The organism is Lentzea terrae (assembly GCF_003265345.1).
Lineage (GTDB): Bacteria > Actinomycetota > Actinomycetes > Mycobacteriales > Pseudonocardiaceae > Lentzea > Lentzea terrae.
This window is the reverse complement of record NZ_QFWW01000008.1, coordinates 489964-506062: the sequence shown is the minus strand read 5'-3', so window position 1 is coordinate 506062 and position 16099 is coordinate 489964. Positions and strand designations below refer to the sequence as shown.

The following is a 16099-nucleotide window of genomic DNA, read 5'->3' as shown; positions in this document are numbered from 1 at the left end:
AGACTCCGCCGAATGACATTCGACCAGGTGCGCCGCGACTGGACCCGGCTCGGCGAAGCGGATCCACTGTGGGCGGTGCACGTGGCGCCGGACAAGCGCGGCGGCCGGTGGGAGGTCGACCAGTTCCTCGAACTGGGGCGCCAGGACGTGGCGGTCGCCCGTGAGTGGCTCGCCGGGCTCGACCTGCCGGTGACCTGGCGGCGGGTGCTGGACTTCGGGTGCGGGGCCGGGCGGCTGTCGCAGGCGCTGGCCGAGCACGCCGACGAGGTCGTCGGCGTGGACGTCTCGCCGCCGATGCTCTCCACCGCCGAGAACCTGGACCGCAGCGGCGGGAAGTGCCGGTTCGTCCACAACGACACGCCGGATCTGCACCGGTTCCCCGACGGCGATTTCGACCTGGTCTACACCGAACTGGTGTTGCAGCACCTGCCGCGCACGGCGATCGAGGGCTACCTGGCGGAGTTCATGCGCGTGCTGCGTCCCGGTGGCGTGGCGGTGTTGCAGTGCACGACGAGTCCGTTGTGGACGCTCAGGGGCATGCTCTGGCGGTTCGCGCCCTACCGCCTGGTGGCCTGGGGGCAGCGCGTCGTGCTGCGCTACCCGGCGCCGATGCGGATGACCGCGCTGGCGCCGGACCGGCTCCGCGCCGTGGTGGCCGAGCACGGCGGTGAGGTGGTGGACAGCGTGTCCGAGGACATCCCGGTCAGCCACTGGCGGTCCACGAGATACGTCGTCCGCAAGAGGTGACGCGCGTCAGGGTGGCCGTGGGCTTGCACCGCAACCCCACGGCGTGGGTCATGCTGGGTCTCACGCTGCTGTCGTTCCTGCAACGCCCCGGCCGCACGACTTTCGACACCAAGCTCGACCTCGTGGTCGACCCGCTGGCGTTCCTCGGCCGCGCGCTGCACCTGTGGAACCCCGCGGCCAGCGGTGGCGAACTGCAGAACCAGGCGTACGGCTACCTGTTCCCGATGGGGCCGTACTTCGCGGTGTGCCAGGTGCTCGGGCTGCCGCCGTGGATCTCCCAACGCCTGTGGTGCGCCCTGCTGCTGTGCGGCGCGTTCGGCGGTGTCCTCGCGGTCGCGCGGGCGCTGCGGATCGGCACCGCCCCGGCGCAGTACCTGGGGGCCGTCGCGTACGCGCTGGCGCCGCGGATGCTCACCGAGATCGGCCCGCTGTCGGCGGAGATGGTCGCCGCCGTGATGCTGCCGTGGATCCTGCTGCCCTTGATCAAGGCCGACCGGATCTCCTCGCCACGACGGGCGGCCGGCTTGTCCGGGCTGGCGACCCTCGGCGTCGGCGGGATGAACGGCGCGCTGGTGCTCACGGTCCTGCTGCTGCCCGGTCTGTGGCTGCTGACCCGGCAGTGGACCGCGCGGCACGTCCGGCTCGTGCTCTGGTGGTTCGCGTCCGTGGTGGCGGCCGTGCTGTGGTGGTTGCTGCCGCTGATGCTGCTCGGCGAGTACAGCCTGCCGTTCGTCGACTACGTCGAGTCGGCCGCCAACACCACGGCGCCGACGTCGCTGTTCCAGGTCCTGCGCGGCACCAACCAGTGGGTGGCCTACGTCGTGCAGGGCAGCCCGTGGTGGCCCTCCGGTTTCATGCTGGTCGACAACCCGGTTCTGATGCTGGCCACCGGGCTCCTCGCGGCGGCCGGCCTCGCCGGGCTGGTCCGCCGCGGACTGCCGGAGCGGCTCTTCCTGACGATCGGCGTCATCGCGGGCGTCGCCGTGATGACCATCGGCTACGTCGGGGCGCTCGACAGCCCGCTGTCCCACACCGTTCGCGCCCTGCTGGACGGTCCGCTGGCCCCCCTGCGCAACGTGCACAAGTTCGAGCCCGGCCTGCGGCTGCCGTTGATGCTCGCGTTCATGCACGCGGTGTCACGCGTCCGAATCCCGGCCGCCGCGACCACCGCGGTCGCGGGCAAGGTCCGGCTCGCCGTCGGCGTCCTGCTGGTGGCCGTGATGGCCGTGCCCGCGTGGACGCTCACGTTGCGGCCGGGGCCGGGGTGGCAGGAGATCCCGGACTACTGGCGTTCCGCGATGACGTGGCTGGCAGACAACGACCCGGACGCCCGCACCCTCCTGCTGCCCGGCACCGGGTTCGGCGAGTACACCTGGGGCAAGACGGTCGACGAGCCCGCCCAAGCGCTGGCCCGGTCACCCTGGGCGCTGCGCAGCCAGATCCCGCTCGGCTCGGAGGGCAACATCCGGCTGATGGACGCGGTCGAGGACGCGCTCGCCGACGGGCGCGGCGCACCCGGACTGGCCGACTTCCTCGCTCGGTCCGGGCACAGGTTCCTGTTGGTGCGCAACGACATCGACCGGGTCGCCACCGATGCGCCACCGGTCACGATGATGCGGGACGCGCTGGCCCGCTCCGCCGGGATCGAACGCGTGATGACGTTCGGCCCGGTGGTCAAGCCGGGTGACCAGCCGGTCGTCAACTCGATCGACCTCGACGCCGCGCCCGCGCCCGCGTTGGAGATCTACGAGGTGAAGCGGTCGGTGCCGCGCGCGGTCGCGGTGAACGCCGAGGACATCGCGACGGTGAGCGGCGGGCCGGAATCCCTGTTGCCGCTGCTCGACTCGGGAGTGCTGCGGGGAGATCGTCCTGCCGTGCTGGCCGGTGACGGCGGCTCGCCCGAGAGCCGGGACTGGCTCGTCACCGACGGGCTGCGCCACCGGGAGCGCAACGTCGGGCGGGTGCGCGACAACCTGAGCCAGACGCTCGCTGCCAACGAGCGGCCGAGGCTGGACCGACCGGTGTCCGACATCCTGCCGTTCCCCGGTCCGGAGCACCTGACGGTCGCGGCCTACCGCGGGATCCGCGGCGTCACCGCGTCGAGTTCGGCCGGGTTCGCGGACTCCGTCCGCGCCTCCGACCCGTCGTCCATGCCATTCGCCGCGATCGACGGAGATCCGTACAGCGCCTGGCAGTCCTCCACCCTCGCCGGACCGGCCGAGCAGTGGCTCGAAGTCGGCCTGGACACACCGCGGGTCGTCGACCAGGTGGCGCTGCGGATGGTCGACGACATCCGGGTCGGCTGGCCGGTCACCCGGATCAGGATCACCACCGACTCGGGTTTCCGCGACCACGAGGTCGCCAGGGGCTCCGCGGAGCAGGTGTTCGCGGCGTCGCCGGGGCTCACGAGCAGGGTCCGGATCACCGTGCTGTCGGTGGCGGCGCAGTTGACCAGCGGCTCCGTCGGCATCGCCGAACTGTCGGTGCCCGGAGTGACCGCCCAACGGGCGTTGCGGGTGCCCACCGACGTCCTGCCCGGCCCCGAACAGCGGACGACCTTCGCCTTCAGCCGCGGCCCTCAGCCGCGCTACTCCTGCACCGGCACCGACGGCGACCAGCGGTGCGACGTGGGACTGGCCAGGAGCGGCGAGGAACCCGACGGGATCCACCGGCTCTTCCGCACCCGCGACGACGCCAACTACCGTCTCGAAGGGACGGTCCTGCCCACCGTCGGCGGCACCCTCCCTGTCACCGCACCGGGGTTGACCGTCTCCAGCACGACCCAGTTGGCCGGTGACCCGGCCGCCGCGCCTCTGGCCGCGGTAGACGTGAACCCCACCACGACGTGGATCGCCGACTACACCGACGAGGAACCCACGCTGCGCCTGGCCTGGCCCACCGCCCGCGACGTGACCGGCTTGCGGCTGACCACGTCGGCGCTGTCCGGCGCGTCCCGCCCGACCGAGGTGCAGATCACCACCCCGCAGCTGAGCCGGACCGTGCCGGTGTTCTCCGACGGCTCGGTCGACTTCGTCGCGACCACCGACCGGCTGGACATCACGATCAAGAAGAGCGAAGGGGTTCCCGACCGCGTTCCGGGACCGGTGGGCATCAGCGACGTCGAGATCGTCGGTGCGCCCGACCTGGTGCAGCCGATCCCACTGGACACCCCGTTCACCGTGCCGTGCGGCTCCGGCCCGGCCATCACCATCGACGGAACCGCCTACGCCACCACGGTTTCCGGCACGCTGCGGGACGTGTTCCAGCACCGTCCGCTACCGCTGGGCACCTGTCGGGACCTGGTCGAAGGCGTCGACCTCGAAGGTCGGGAGCACGAGGTGAGCACAGCTCGATCTGCCTCCTTCGTGGTGCAGGACCTCACCCTGCGGCCCAGTACCGCGGCCGCCACCGAGCCGCCGCCGGGTCACCGCGCGATCGACTTCGAGCAGTGGGGTGCCGCACACCGTGAACTGCGGGTGGCCGCCGGGCAGGCCGCGGTCCTCAGCATCCCGGAGAACGCCAACGACGGCTGGGTGGCCAAGGTGGACGGCGAGCCGCTCGCCCGCACCAGGATCGACGGGTGGCAGCAGGCCTGGGTGCTGCCGGCCGGTGGCGTGACGACCGTGGTGCTGGACTTCGAGCCCGACACGACCTACCGGCAACGGCTTCTGGTCGGCGCTGTCGCCGCGGCGCTCCTGCTGTTGGTCACGCTTTTGCCGGTGCGCAGACGGGTCCGGATCACCACGTCCCCAGCGGGCAAGCGGTGGGTGCCGGCGGTGCTGGTGGTGCTGCTCGCGGCCGTCGGCGGGATCCTGCCGGTCGTCCTGCTGATCGCGAGCCTGCTCGTCCGTGCCGTGGCCCAGCGGTTCACCGCGCGGTTCAACGTCACGGCCTTGATCGTCGTCGCCGGAATGGCGACCGCCACCGGGATCGCGGTCGTCGGACGCCTGCAAGGACACGGGCAGGACTGGGCGTACGGGACCGCCACGCAGGCCGCCATCCTCGTCGCCCTGGCCGCGGCGGTATCACCGTGCCTCGACTGGTTCGACACGGGACCGGAACTCGATCAGGGCTCCGAAGCAGGCGAGCAGGGCGGTGGCGGTGATGGCCCCGGCGACGACCTGGGTCGGCGAACCGTGCCACCAGCCGAGAACGAGCACGACCTCGAACCCGGCCGCCAGCCAGGTCAGTGACGTGGACCGGCGGTCGGCGCCCGCGATCCTGGAGTACAACAGGATCTGCACGAGCGACAGCAGCGATCCGACCACGGCGAACGGCCACACCGGAAGGCTGCTCGCCGCGTAGGCCGAACCGCCGACGAGCGACACCACCATGCGGCCGAACACCGCGCAACCCAGTACCACCACCGCGTCCACGGCGGCGCAGACGCCCAGCGCGATCGGCACGATCCGGCGGCGGGCCTTCTCGTCGGCCAGCTTGGGCAGGACGACGACGGCGATCGCGTACGGCAGCCAGTACGCGATCTTGGTGATCACCGAGCCCACCGCGTACTCCCCCGCCTCACGGGCGGGAAGGCTGTGCCGGGCCAGCACCAGGTCCAGGTTCACCAGCAGCACCAGCGCCAGCAACGCCTGCACGGTGTGCAGCACGTCGCGCACGTGCCCTGCGGTGCGGGGGCCCGGCACCGGTCTGCCGCAGATCAGCCAGCCCACGAAGGCGACGACGACCGACCCCGCAACCGTCCCGGCGAACGCCCCTGCGGGCGTGCGGAACACGAGCAGGCCAAGCAGTGTGCCGCCGACCCGCCCGACCCCCTCGGTCGCGATCAGGTGGGCCATCGACCGGAACCGCTGCGTGCCCTGCAGGACTCCGTAGCACAGGCCGACGAGCGTGATCGGCGCGAGCGAGCAGGCGAGCAGCAGCACCGCCCACGGCCCCGGCAGGTGCAGCAACGCCATCAGCACGGGCGAGACGGCCAGCGCGGTGACCAGGACGGTGGCACTGGTCATCAGACCGAGCGTCACCAGCGGCCCGCGATCCTGTTCGGGCGCCCGCGCCACCCGCAGGGCGATCACGGTCTGCAAGCCCATCGCCGGCACCGCACCGATCGCCAGGAGCGCCAGCAGCGAGCCCATTTCCCCGAAGACCGGCGGCGCGAGCAGCCGCGCGGCGATCACCGTGAGCAGGTAGCTGGCGACATTGTTGCCGCCGAAGGCCACCGCGACCGCGATCGCGTCGACGCGGGTCCTGGCCGGAAGTGTGTCCGCCACTGGCTTCGTCCCCTAAGTTACCGAAGGGTAGTGGTCGGGGAACTATAGTCCCGCAGTCCAGGTTCCGGGCTGCCGACGAGAAGTGTGGGTGCGATGCGGCTGGTTCTGCCCGCGGTGTCCGCCGTGCTCGCCCTGCTCGTGCTCACCCCGTTGCTCGGCCGCGGCTTCGTCCTGAACTACGACATGGTGTTCGCGCCGGACCAGTCGCTCCTGCCCGACGGCCTCGGCCTCGGCTCGGCGCTGCCCAGGTCGGTCCCGGCGGACGCGGTGATGTCGTTCGCGACCGCCCTGCTGCCGGGCGACGTCGTGCAGAAGGTCGTGCTCCTGGCGGCCTTGTTCGCCGGTCCGCTCGGCGCGGGCAGGCTCGTGCCCACGAACTCGGTGGCGATCCGGGTCGTAGCCGCGGTCTGGTACGGGTGGAGCGCGTACGTGGCCGAGCGACTTTTCATGGGTCATTGGCCGTACGTGGTCACGTACGCCTGCCTGCCGTGGATCGCGGCGGCCGGGCTCGCGGTCCGCCGAGGGGAACCCAAAGCGCTCCCGAAGCTGATCCTGGCCTGCGCTCCCGCGGTCCTCACGCCGACCGGTGGAATCATCGCCGCGGTGCTCGCGGTCGTGTGCTCGGGCCGCCGCAAACTCGCGGTCACCGTGCCGGTCACGGTCCTGCTGAACATGCCGTGGCTGCTGCCTTCCGTGCTGCACCCCGGCGGCTCACTGTCCAGTCCGGACGGTGTCGGGGCGTTCGCCGCCAGGGTCGAGAACTGGGGTTCTCCGGTCACCAGCGTGCTCGGCCTCGGTGGGATGTGGAACGCCGAGGTCGTGCCGGGCAGCCGGGAGATGCCACTGCTGCCGGTGATCACCCTGCTGTCGGTCGCCGTAGCCCTGGTGGGGCTGCGTTCGCTCGCGCCGCGATGGGGCCTGGCGCCCGCGCGTTCGTTCGTCGTCCTCGGCGCGATCGGCGTCGCGATCGCGGTGTTCGGCACGTTGCCGGGCGGTGGTGACGTGCTGGCGTGGGCGGTTTCCCACGTGCCCGGCGCGGGTCTGCTGCGGGACTCGCAGAAGTGGGTCGCGTGGTGGGCGCTCCCGCTCTCGCTCGGGTTCGCCCTCGGTGTGGAGGCGGCGGGGAAGTACCTGACCAACAGGGCCGCGCTCGTGGCGCTGGCGGCGCTGGTCCCGCTCGTCACGATGCCCGACTTCGCCTGGGCGGGGTTGGGGCGCCTGGAGGTGGTGGACTACCCGGCCGACTGGAGTGCCGTGCGAACCGTGCTGGCGGCGGACGACGGAGCGGGCGACGTGCTGGCCCTGCCGATGTCCGCGTTCCGGCGGTTCTCCTGGAACGGTGACCGGACGCAACTCGATCCGGCGCCCCGGTTCCTGCCGAGGACCGTCGTCATCGACGACGTCGTGTACGTCGGTGGCAGACCGGTGTCCGGGGAAGACGGCAGGGTCGCGACGATTCGCCGGGCGATGGCCCGCAACGACGATCTCGGCGCGTTCGGGATCGGCTGGGTGCTGGTGGAGCACGGGACCCCCGGCTCGGTCGACCGCGGTGTGCTCAGGGGTCTGCGGGAGGTGTGGTCCGGGCCGTGGCTGACCCTCTACCGGGTGCCGGGGGTGATCGCGCCGCCACCGGCCGGAGCGCCGCGATTGCCTGTTGTCGCAGGAGATCTCGGTGCATTGGCGGTTGTCGCGTACAGCCTATTGTGGCTGCTGTTACCAGCCGGTAGATTCAGCCGATCCAGCTACTCGCGGACAGCTGAGGAGTAAGCGTGCGCACATTGATCGGTGCCGTCATCGCCGTCGTCGCCGGGCTCGCGTTCGCCGGTGGCGGAACGTACGCCCTGGTCAACTCTCTCGCGCCGGACAAGGGCGTCGAGTTCAAGAACGCCCCGGCGCCCAACAACTCCAACCCCGACACCGTCAACTACGGCACGCCGTAAGGTGCCGGGCCAGGCGACGCTGGACCGGTCGATCCGCCTGTTCAAGGCATTCCGCAACGAGCAGACCGACCGGGACACCTTCTACCGGTTGCTGGCCGAGGACTCCGCACGACAGGTCGCCGAGTTCACCTCCCTCGCCGGCCGGAGTCTGCTCGACGTCGGTGGCGGCCCTGGGTACTTCGCCGACGCGTTCCGCGCGGCCGGCGCCTACTACGTCGGCCTGGATCCCGATGTCGGCGAACTGTCGGCCCGCGGCGAGTACACCGCAGGGATGATTCGGGCCAGTGGCACGCGATTGCCCGTCCGAACGTCCTCAGTGGACATCTGCTATTCGTCGAACGTGCTGGAACACGTGGACGAGCCGCGCACGATGCTCGACGAGATGGTGCGCGTGACGAAGCCCGGCGGGACGGTGTTCCTGTCGTTCACGCCGTGGTACTCCCCCTGGGGCGGCCACGAAACCTCGCCGTGGCACTTCATCGGCGGCCACTACGCCCGCCGCCGGTTCCGGGACAACCACGGCCAGGAGCCCAAGAACCGTTACGGGGAAAGCCTTTTCGCGGTGTCCGTCGGCTCGGCGCTGCGTTGGGCACGGAACCACCCGGAGGCAGAACTGGAACGCGCACTTCCCAGGTACCACCCGTGGTGGGCGACCTGGGTCGTGCGCGTTCCGGTGTTTCGCGAGGTCGTGTCCTGGAACCTCGTGCTGGTCCTGCGGAAAAAGCCCTAGGGCCCGTCCTCAAAGCCAGAAGGTGAGGGTGGCCAGGTCGATCATGGCTTGGTAGGACAGGGCGGTCTTGTCGTATCGGGTGGCGATTGCGCGGAACTGCTTAAGCCGGTTGAAGCAGCGCTCGACGACGTTGCGGCGCTTGTAGATCACCGGATCGAAGAGAGGTGGGCGGCCACCAGCCCGGCCTCGACGGACTCGGCCGTCGCGTTGGTCGCGGCGTTCGGGGATGGTGGCCCGGATGCCGCGACGGCGCAGGTAACCGCGGATGGCCCGGCTGGAGTAACCCTTGTCCGCGATCAACCGCGCCGGCCGCGTCGCGAGCCGGCCCGGCCGTGCCGGCGGGAACCACACGCCCGCCAGCACGGCCTCGAACATGGTGCAGTCATTGGTGTTCCCGCCGGTCAGTACCGTCGCCAGCGGGCGGCCGTGTCCATCACAGGCGAGGTGGATCTTGGTAGACAGACCACCTCGTGACCGGCCGATAGCATGATCATCTGGCTCGGTCTGCCCGCCACACGACCCGCTCGCCCCCCGTGTGAGCACGCGGACGGCGGCGGGCGCCGGCCGCGTGCTGATGGGCACGCACGATGCTGGAGTCGACCGAGACCTCCCGGTCCAACTCGTCGATCGCCTCCGCGATCACCCGCACCTTGGCCACCAGCATCGTGAGGGTGCCGTTGCGCGACCACCGCCAGAACCGGTTGTAGACCGTCTTCCACGGCCCGTACCGCTCCGGCAGATCACGCCACGACACCCCGGTCTTGGCCTTGAACAACATCCCGTTGATCACACGCCGGTCATCCACACGAGGACGCCCCTTCGCGCCCGACACCGGCAACAAAGGCTGCAACGCCTGCCACTGCTCATCAGTCAGCTCATGCCTGCGCACCACGACACAAGATCAAAGCACGTCAGACGAACGGGCTTTGAGGACGGGCCCTAGGCGGTACGGCGGCGGCCGGCGAGCAGCAGGACGAGGCCGACGGCCAGCAGGAGGCCACCCGCGATCCACAGGATCACCGGAAGACCGGTGAGCAGCCACAGCTTGGACGTGTTCTCCTCGGCCACCCGCACGTTGTTGTCGACCGTCTCCTTGTTGAGCTCCAACGTTCCGTCGAACACCGCGGTGCCGTTACCCGCGCTCTGGCCCGAGGTGCGCAGCTCCTGCTTCACCGACTGACGCACCTTGATGAGCGCGCCGGTGACCGGCTCGACCCACAGCGTCTTTTCCGCCTGGTAGTACAAGCTGGCCGAGACGGTCGGTTCGGGCCTGTCGATCAGCGAGCCGGGCACGTCCCGGCTGTCGACGTTGGTGGCCGGCACGGACTGCTTGAACCGGTACACCGGCAGGCCCTGCAGTGTCTCCTCACCGTCGAACTTGGCGTCCACCGGCTTACCTACCCCGCTGTCGTACCAGGGGTAGGTCCGCTTCTCGGTCTGGAAGGGGAACTTGAAGTTCAGGCCGGGGAACTGAGCCTGGCCGCGCGTGCCGGGGATCTTCGTGTCCTTGCCGTTCTCCGACTTCTCCTTCTGGAGGTACTGCGTGGTGCAGGGTGCGACGGCCTCCGCGGTGAACCGGTCCAGGCACAGCTCACGCACGCTCGCGCTGAGCGTCAGCCTGTCCTTGTCCTCCCTGATACGGGTGGCCTCGTTCCACACGGTCATGCCGCCGGCGGCCTGGGCCTCGGGCGCCCGCAGGTTACCGGAGACGCGCGTGCTCGACGTCACGCTGAGGTTGCGGCGGATCTCGGGCTTTGCCGGGCCTCCGTCCTGCGGCACGTAGACGAGTGCGGTGACGCCGCTGCCCTGGGCCACCGCGGTCGTGTTGGGGTCGTGCGGGATCTTGGCGAGGGCCGGATAGGCGTAGAACCGCAGCAACAGCCCGGTCGCGATCCCGAACACGCCGAGTCCGAGCAGGACGAAGGTCAGGACGCGTCGCAAAGGTCCTCCTCAGGAACTGGGCCGCCGACGCGGCCTGTGGTTGAACTGTCGAGCAGGGTGGACACCACGGCGACGAACATCCGTCCGCTGGTGGCCCAGTCGAAACCGGCGGCCCAGGCCCGGCACGCGTCGGCCACGACCGAGGCGTCGTCGGGGCGGGCCAGCAGCGTGAGAGCGTCGTGGATCGCGCCGCCGACGTCCTCGTCGTCCCGTACCAGCCAGCCGGTCTCCTTGTGCCGCACGGAGTCGCGCAACCCGTCGACCTCGCGGCAGACGGTCGGGACGCCGTGCGCGGCCGCCTCGATCACGGCCAGTCCCCAGCCTTCGCCGTCAGACAGGGTGACGTTGAGCCAGGATTCCCGCAGCAGAGCGCTTTTCGTCGAGTCGTCGACGAAACCGTGCATCACGACGGAATCCGCGAACGGTGCCGCGGCCTTGCGCACCGCGGCTTCGTCCGGTCCACGGCCGATCACGTGCAGGCGCAGACCGGGCCAGTGGCCGCGCAGCGTGCCGACGATCTCGATCAGCCGGTCGACCCGCTTGTGCGTGACGAGCCTGCCCAGGCACACCAGCGAGGGGTGCGAGGAACGTGTGCCGTCCGCGGACGGCGGGTGGTCCGTGCCGTTGGGCACCACGAAGATCCGGCCACGCCAGGCGAGGCGCTCGCGCATCGCGCGCACGGTGGACCGCGACACGGCGACCGTCACCGCGTGGCGGTAGACCTTGCGCGCGGCAGGACCTTCGAGCCAGCGGCCGATCCGGGCCAGCCACGGCGGGAAGTGCACGGCGAACTGGGCGTCGTGCACGTGGTGCACCACCAGCACGACCTTCGTCCACCTGGCGACCACCAGGGGGCTGAAGAAGGGGATCCCGTTCTGGCAGTCGATCACCAGGTCGATGCGACTTCGGTTGCGCAGCAGCCACAACAGCGCCCAGAAGTACACCGTCCACCGGCCGCCGCGACGCACGGTCGACTCGTCGCCGCCGCTCTGCCCCTCCCCCTTGGCCGTGAGGAAGGTGACCTGCGCCCCGGCGGCGGTCATCGCGTCCGCCATGCGGGCGGCGTATTCCTCGGCGCCACCGGCGTGCGGATGCCCGCGGTCGCGCCAGTTCACCACTACCACCCGCGCACCGTTGAGCGGTGGTCTCACTCAGGCCACCTCCGCCACGGATGTCATGACCGGGGCGACGGCGGGCGTCTTCTCCGCGCCGAGGATCGCCCGGATCCTGGCGAGCGCGGCGAAACTGCGGCAGCCGTCCCGCATCGGGCGGAACGTGGACCCCGGCACGTCCCTCCAGCTCACCGGCAGTTCGACGATCATCGCGCCGATCCGTTGCGCCCTGGCGAGCAGTTCGACGTCGAACGCCCACCCCGGTGTGCGCAGCGGTCGGAAGATCGCGTCGGCGGTGTGCCGGTCGAAGAACTTGTAGCCGCACTGGGTGTCGCCGACGCCAGGCACGATCGCGTTGGCCGCGCGCCGAAAGGCCCACGCGCCTGCCCGCCGGACCTGGTTGTGCCTCGCACGCACGATCGAGTTCGGGTGCGCCCGCGATCCGACGACCACGTTCACGCCGGTGCTCAGGAACCTGAGCGTCGGCGCCAGCGCTGCCATGTCGGTCGCCAGATCGGCATCGCAGAAGCCGACGTAGCGGCTGTCGGTCCGCAGCACTCCGGTCCGCACCGCTGCGCCCTTCCCCGGCTGGGCACAGCGGACCAGCCGCACCGGGATCGATCCGGACCGGTGCTCGCGGGCGACCTCGCCGCTGCGGTCGGTGCTGGAGTTGTCGACCACGACGATCTCGCACGGCTCACGGGTGGCTGCGAGCGCCACCGTGAGCGCGGACAACGTGGCCGACAGCCGCGACTCCTCATTGCGCACAGGCACGACAATGGAAAGCAGCGTCATGTACTCGCCGTTATTCCGAGCGCACAGAACCCAGCATGGTGTCGCAAGAGTCCTCCCATGACGTGACGCAGGTCTCAGGACGGCGAAAGTTACCCAACGGTAGTTCCCTGGAAATGAAAGGGAAGTGTGATGTGTGTCACATTCTCTGCGGAGTAACAGGCACCTTCGAACTTTGTACCTTTCAGCGTCAAAAATTGAGCTGGACGGGCTAATCAGATGACCGATGACCGGATGAGCATCCCCCACCGAACAAAGATCCGGCGATGCTCCCGCCACGCGCCAGGCGGGAGCATCGCCGATAGGCGAAGAACGCAGGTCAAATCATCTGAATGGATCTACCAACATGTCGAAGTAGCAGGTCAGGCGCTCCTGATACCACAAGTCCACGCACTTGACGTCGCCATCCCAGGCGTCAGTTGCATATCGATTCAAACAAGATCTCGACCATAAACACAAAGAAAACAGCCGCCCGATTCAAATAGTTAATAGATACAGTCCGTTCCGTAATAAAAGCAAGGAATTCGGCTACATCACGATCAACGTGTCCATTCACGGGTGAGTACCCGGCCCGCCCTCGACCCGTGCGGCCCGCGACCAGGAGCTGACCGGGAAGATCAAGCGAGTGCACAAGGACCACTACGACGTCTACGGGGCGCGCAAGGTGTGGAGGCAGCTGAACCGGGAGGGCGTCGACGTGGCCAGGTGCACCGTCGAGCGGCTCATACGCGAGAGCGGGCTGCGTGGCTTGCTGCGCGACAGGTCGCCGCGCACCACACGCCCGGCGGCGGAGACCGGCAGGCCCGCTGACCTGGTGGAACGTGACTTCACGGCCACGCGCGTCAACGAGCTGTGGGTCGCGGACATCACCTACGTGCGCACCGCCGCCGGCTGGGTCTACGCGGCGTTCGTGCTCGATGTCTTCTCCCGCATGATCGTGGGCTGGCAGGTCGCCACCAGCCTCTACACCCAGCGTCTCGCCGAGGCCGATGCTGTCGCATCCGTTGGCAGCAAAGGAGATTCCTACGAAAACGCCATGGCCGAGGCGTTCAACTCGTTGTACGAGGCCGAACTCGTCCGCAACCGCGGGTCATGGCGAGGCATCGACGACCTCGAGCTCACCACCGTCGAGTACATCGACTGGTACGACAACCGGCGCCTGCACGGCGAGCTCAGGCACGTGCCACCTGCCGAGTACGAAGCACTACACGCGATGACCCACCCGGTCACCGCAACCCTGGAAACCCAACTAATCCAGTCTCCACCCAACCCGGTACTTGACACCTGCTTTGTCTGCGGGAGAAGAACTACACCATCCGCTGGCAACCGGCCAGCCCCACCCTGATCCGAGCCCTGCTCCAGCACCGCGACCAACGTGGCACCCGCCGGCCATCACCCGAGCCGTTGCTCCGCTACCGCGGCGGAACACCGATCAGCCGCCGGCGATACGACGGCCTCTGGCGACGGGTTGGAAACCGACTCCCGTGGGCGGCCGCACAAGGCATCTCCACGCACTGGCTGCGACACACCACACTCACCTGCGTCGAACGCCATTTCGAACACGCGGTCGCCCACGTCTACGCCGGCCACACCGACCACCACAACGACACCACCGGGGTCTACACCCGCGCCCAACTGCCTGAGGTCGCCGCCGCGCTCGCCGCCCTCGTCGGCGAATCACATCCGCTTGCGCCCCAACAGCCGCAGAGCAACCTCACGCTTCTCGCCACTACGAGGTGGGCGACATGACCGAGGCCACCGTCCCGCTGTTCGTGCCGCCATCCCCGACAGCATCACCGATATCGCCCTCCAACCCGCTCCGATTGCAGCAGATCCCTCAACCGGCCCGCACACGCTGTTGACGATGGTCATCGCGAAGATCGACCACTCCGGCCGCATTCCCGCTCCCGATGTCATCGCCGCAACGCACTGGGCCGTCGGCGACCGCACCCATGCTCACTCAGTACCGACGCCATCATCGTCCGGAGAGCAACCAGCGAACGTCCGGCGACTCCAATCGACTCACGACGACAACTGTTCATCCCCCGCAGGTGCTCGAGCACAATTCGGTCTCAACGCCATGGCCGTGCTGGACGACGCACTGCGCTGATCCGCGGAGGCGCGCGGCCCTTCCCACGCCCACGAGCCTCGCGAAACGTGAGACAGTTGAGGTCTGCGCCCCTCTCGCTCCTGGCCGCAGGCTCATCCTCATCCGGCGCGGACGTTGCCTCGTCCAGGCACGTTTCGCCGCCGCCGGAAAGTTCGCACCACTCCACGCCCACGACCGGGCACCTGAACAACCCCACGAGGGAGATCTCCCATCACCGCTTCCGCGCTCACGCCGGCCATGACCGCTCCTCGCACCCTCACCGACATCTACGGTCCCGACGTCGCCGTTTGCGCGCGCCCCGCCCAGGAACCGGCGGTGCCGTCGAGCAAGCACCGCAACACCCGCGACGTCCTGTCCGCCCGTCCCCTCGCCGTCGCCGCCACCACCCCCGTCATCACCAGCGCGGGCGGCACCGAACCCAACCTGGTCGCCGCCCTCCGCGACGGCGGCCTGCCCGTCGGCACCGACCCGCGCGAGTTCCGCACCGAAGCAGAGTTCGCCACCCGCGTCAGCGAAGCCCTCAGCGACGGACTCCGCCTGTCCATGGAATATCCCCAGCCCACCAGCCTGTATCCCGACGAACGCTCCGTGAAGAGCACCGAGCTCGTCGGCTATCTCAACAACAAAGCCAGCATCAGCACCTTTGTCGACCCCCGTTTCCAGGCCCGCCGCCAGATCGTCACGATCGGCGAACTCGCCCAGGCCGCCCCCGTCGAGAAGTCCTGGGTTCTCAAGGCCGCCACCAACGCCGCCCACGGCGCCAGCCTCGACGTCTACCTGCACCGAGCCGGGGATCTGGTGACCCTGCCCGCGTTCACCGACGTCCTGAACGAGGTCGTCGTCGAGGAATACCTGAACATCCACCGCAACTGGGGCATCCAGCTCTACGTCGCCGCCGACGGCCAGGCCCGCCTGCTCGCCGTCACCGACCAGCGCGTCGACGCCGACGGCATCTACACCGGCGGCCGCTTCGGGCTCGTCTCCCCGCTCCCCGCCGACCTGCTCACCGAATGCCTGGCGATCGCCCAGCGCGCGGCCGACGTCGGCTACCGCGGCATGTGCAGCCTCGACTGCGCCCAGACCCACGACGGCAAACTCGTCATGCTCGACCTCAACTTCCGCATCACCAGCGGCTCCGTCCCGCTGCTGGCGCTGCACACCATCCGCCCCGATGCCCTGAACCGCCCATCGGAGTCCACGAAACTCACCACCGCGGCACCCATCGCCGCACTGCTCGCAGCGCTGCGGCCGGCGCTGGAGCGCGGAGGGCTCCTCGTCACCGGCGGCCACGACACCCGCCGCACCGACAACCCGATCAAGCGGACCACACTGCACCTCGTCGTCTTCGGCGACGATCCTCACGACGTGACCACCCGCCGCACCGCGCTGGAATCCATGTACAACCACTGACCGATCCGGATGACTGTCCACTATGGATCGGCTGGCCTGCTCGACACCTGCGCAGAACCTTCACAGAACCTCCCCACAACACGGCC

Annotated in this window: 11 protein-coding genes and 2 pseudogenes; 8 read left to right on the top strand and 5 right to left on the bottom strand. The window is 69.5% G+C overall.

The window, feature by feature from the left end; translation table 11 throughout:
* Window positions 1-12 precede the first annotated feature (12 nt).
* Window positions 13-747 (top strand): class I SAM-dependent methyltransferase, encoded by a 735-nt coding sequence (locus DI276_RS16505; protein WP_112264195.1) that lies wholly within the window; start codon window positions 13-15, stop codon window positions 745-747.
* Window positions 748-797: 50 nt separating this feature from the next.
* Window positions 798-3872: pseudogene (locus DI276_RS53610) on the top strand (alpha-(1->3)-arabinofuranosyltransferase); the annotation flags it as partial.
* Window positions 3873-4772: 900 nt separating this feature from the next.
* Here the strand turns inward: DI276_RS53610 and DI276_RS53400 are convergent.
* The gene (locus DI276_RS53400) at window positions 4773-5978 is read right to left on the bottom strand and encodes a lipopolysaccharide biosynthesis protein (RefSeq protein ID WP_112264194.1); all 1206 of its coding nucleotides are present in this window, start codon (window positions 5976-5978) and stop codon (window positions 4773-4775) included.
* Window positions 5979-6071: 93 nt separating this feature from the next.
* On the opposite strand from DI276_RS53400, the gene DI276_RS16490 reads away from it, so the two are divergent.
* Genes DI276_RS16490 through DI276_RS16485 form a run of 3 tightly spaced genes read left to right on the top strand, consistent with a single transcriptional unit; the run spans window position 6072 to window position 8648 of the window.
* A complete protein-coding gene (locus DI276_RS16490) occupies window positions 6072-7745 on the top strand; it encodes a hypothetical protein (RefSeq protein WP_112264278.1) in 1674 nt (557 codons plus the stop codon).
* A gap of 2 nt (window positions 7746-7747) precedes the next feature.
* On the top strand, window positions 7748-7918 hold the full coding sequence (locus DI276_RS49975) for a hypothetical protein (protein ID WP_157984755.1): 171 nt from the start codon (window positions 7748-7750) through the stop codon (window positions 7916-7918).
* Between the two features lie 31 nt (window positions 7919-7949).
* The gene (locus tag DI276_RS16485) at window positions 7950-8648 is read left to right on the top strand and encodes a class I SAM-dependent methyltransferase (RefSeq protein ID WP_112264277.1); all 699 of its coding nucleotides are present in this window, start codon (window positions 7950-7952) and stop codon (window positions 8646-8648) included.
* 9 nt (window positions 8649-8657) lie between these two features.
* Here DI276_RS16485 and DI276_RS16480 read toward each other — a convergent pair.
* The 4 genes and pseudogenes from DI276_RS16480 to DI276_RS16465 form a co-directional block, all read right to left on the bottom strand.
* Window positions 8658-9540: pseudogene (locus tag DI276_RS16480) on the bottom strand (IS5 family transposase).
* 47 nt (window positions 9541-9587) lie between these two features.
* Window positions 9588-10589, bottom strand: coding sequence for a DUF3068 domain-containing protein (locus DI276_RS16475; protein WP_112264193.1), 1002 nt, complete (start codon window positions 10587-10589; stop codon window positions 9588-9590).
* Window positions 10574-11740 carry a glycosyltransferase family 4 protein gene (locus DI276_RS16470; RefSeq protein ID WP_112264192.1) on the bottom strand — a complete coding sequence of 389 codons (1167 nt, stop codon included), beginning with the start codon at window positions 11738-11740 and terminating at the stop codon, window positions 10574-10576. The genes DI276_RS16475 and DI276_RS16470 overlap by 16 nt, the downstream gene beginning before the upstream one ends.
* Window positions 11741-12496: a glycosyltransferase gene (locus tag DI276_RS16465; protein ID WP_112264191.1), complete on the bottom strand. Its 756-nt coding sequence runs from the start codon at window positions 12494-12496 to the stop codon at window positions 11741-11743.
* A 601-nt stretch (window positions 12497-13097) separates the two neighbouring features.
* Here DI276_RS16465 and DI276_RS16460 point away from each other — a divergent pair.
* The 3 genes from DI276_RS16460 (at window position 13098) to DI276_RS52990 (ending at window position 16013) form a co-directional block, all read left to right on the top strand.
* A complete protein-coding gene (locus DI276_RS16460; protein WP_269814266.1) occupies window positions 13098-13838 on the top strand; it encodes an IS3 family transposase in 741 nt (246 codons plus the stop codon).
* 519 nt (window positions 13839-14357) lie between these two features.
* Complete coding sequence (locus DI276_RS49970; RefSeq protein ID WP_157984753.1) at window positions 14358-14603, top strand: hypothetical protein; 246 nt, start codon at window positions 14358-14360, stop codon at window positions 14601-14603.
* Between the two features lie 237 nt (window positions 14604-14840).
* Entirely contained in the window at window positions 14841-16013 is a 1173-nt protein-coding gene (locus DI276_RS52990; protein ID WP_157984752.1) for a hypothetical protein, read from the top strand.
* The last annotated feature ends 86 nt before the right edge of the window (window positions 16014-16099 follow it).

Coding starts and splice junctions, on each gene's coding strand:
- DI276_RS16505 (WP_112264195.1), top strand. CDS start 13: ATGACATTCGACCAGGTGCGCCGCGACTGGACCCGGCTCGGCGAAGCG.
- DI276_RS16490 (WP_112264278.1), top strand. CDS start 6,072: ATGCGGCTGGTTCTGCCCGCGGTGTCCGCCGTGCTCGCCCTGCTCGTG.
- DI276_RS16465 (WP_112264191.1), bottom strand. CDS start 12,496: ATGACGCTGCTTTCCATTGTCGTGCCTGTGCGCAATGAGGAGTCGCGG.
- DI276_RS49970 (WP_157984753.1), top strand. CDS start 14,358: ATGGTCATCGCGAAGATCGACCACTCCGGCCGCATTCCCGCTCCCGAT.
- DI276_RS52990 (WP_157984752.1), top strand. CDS start 14,841: ATGACCGCTCCTCGCACCCTCACCGACATCTACGGTCCCGACGTCGCC.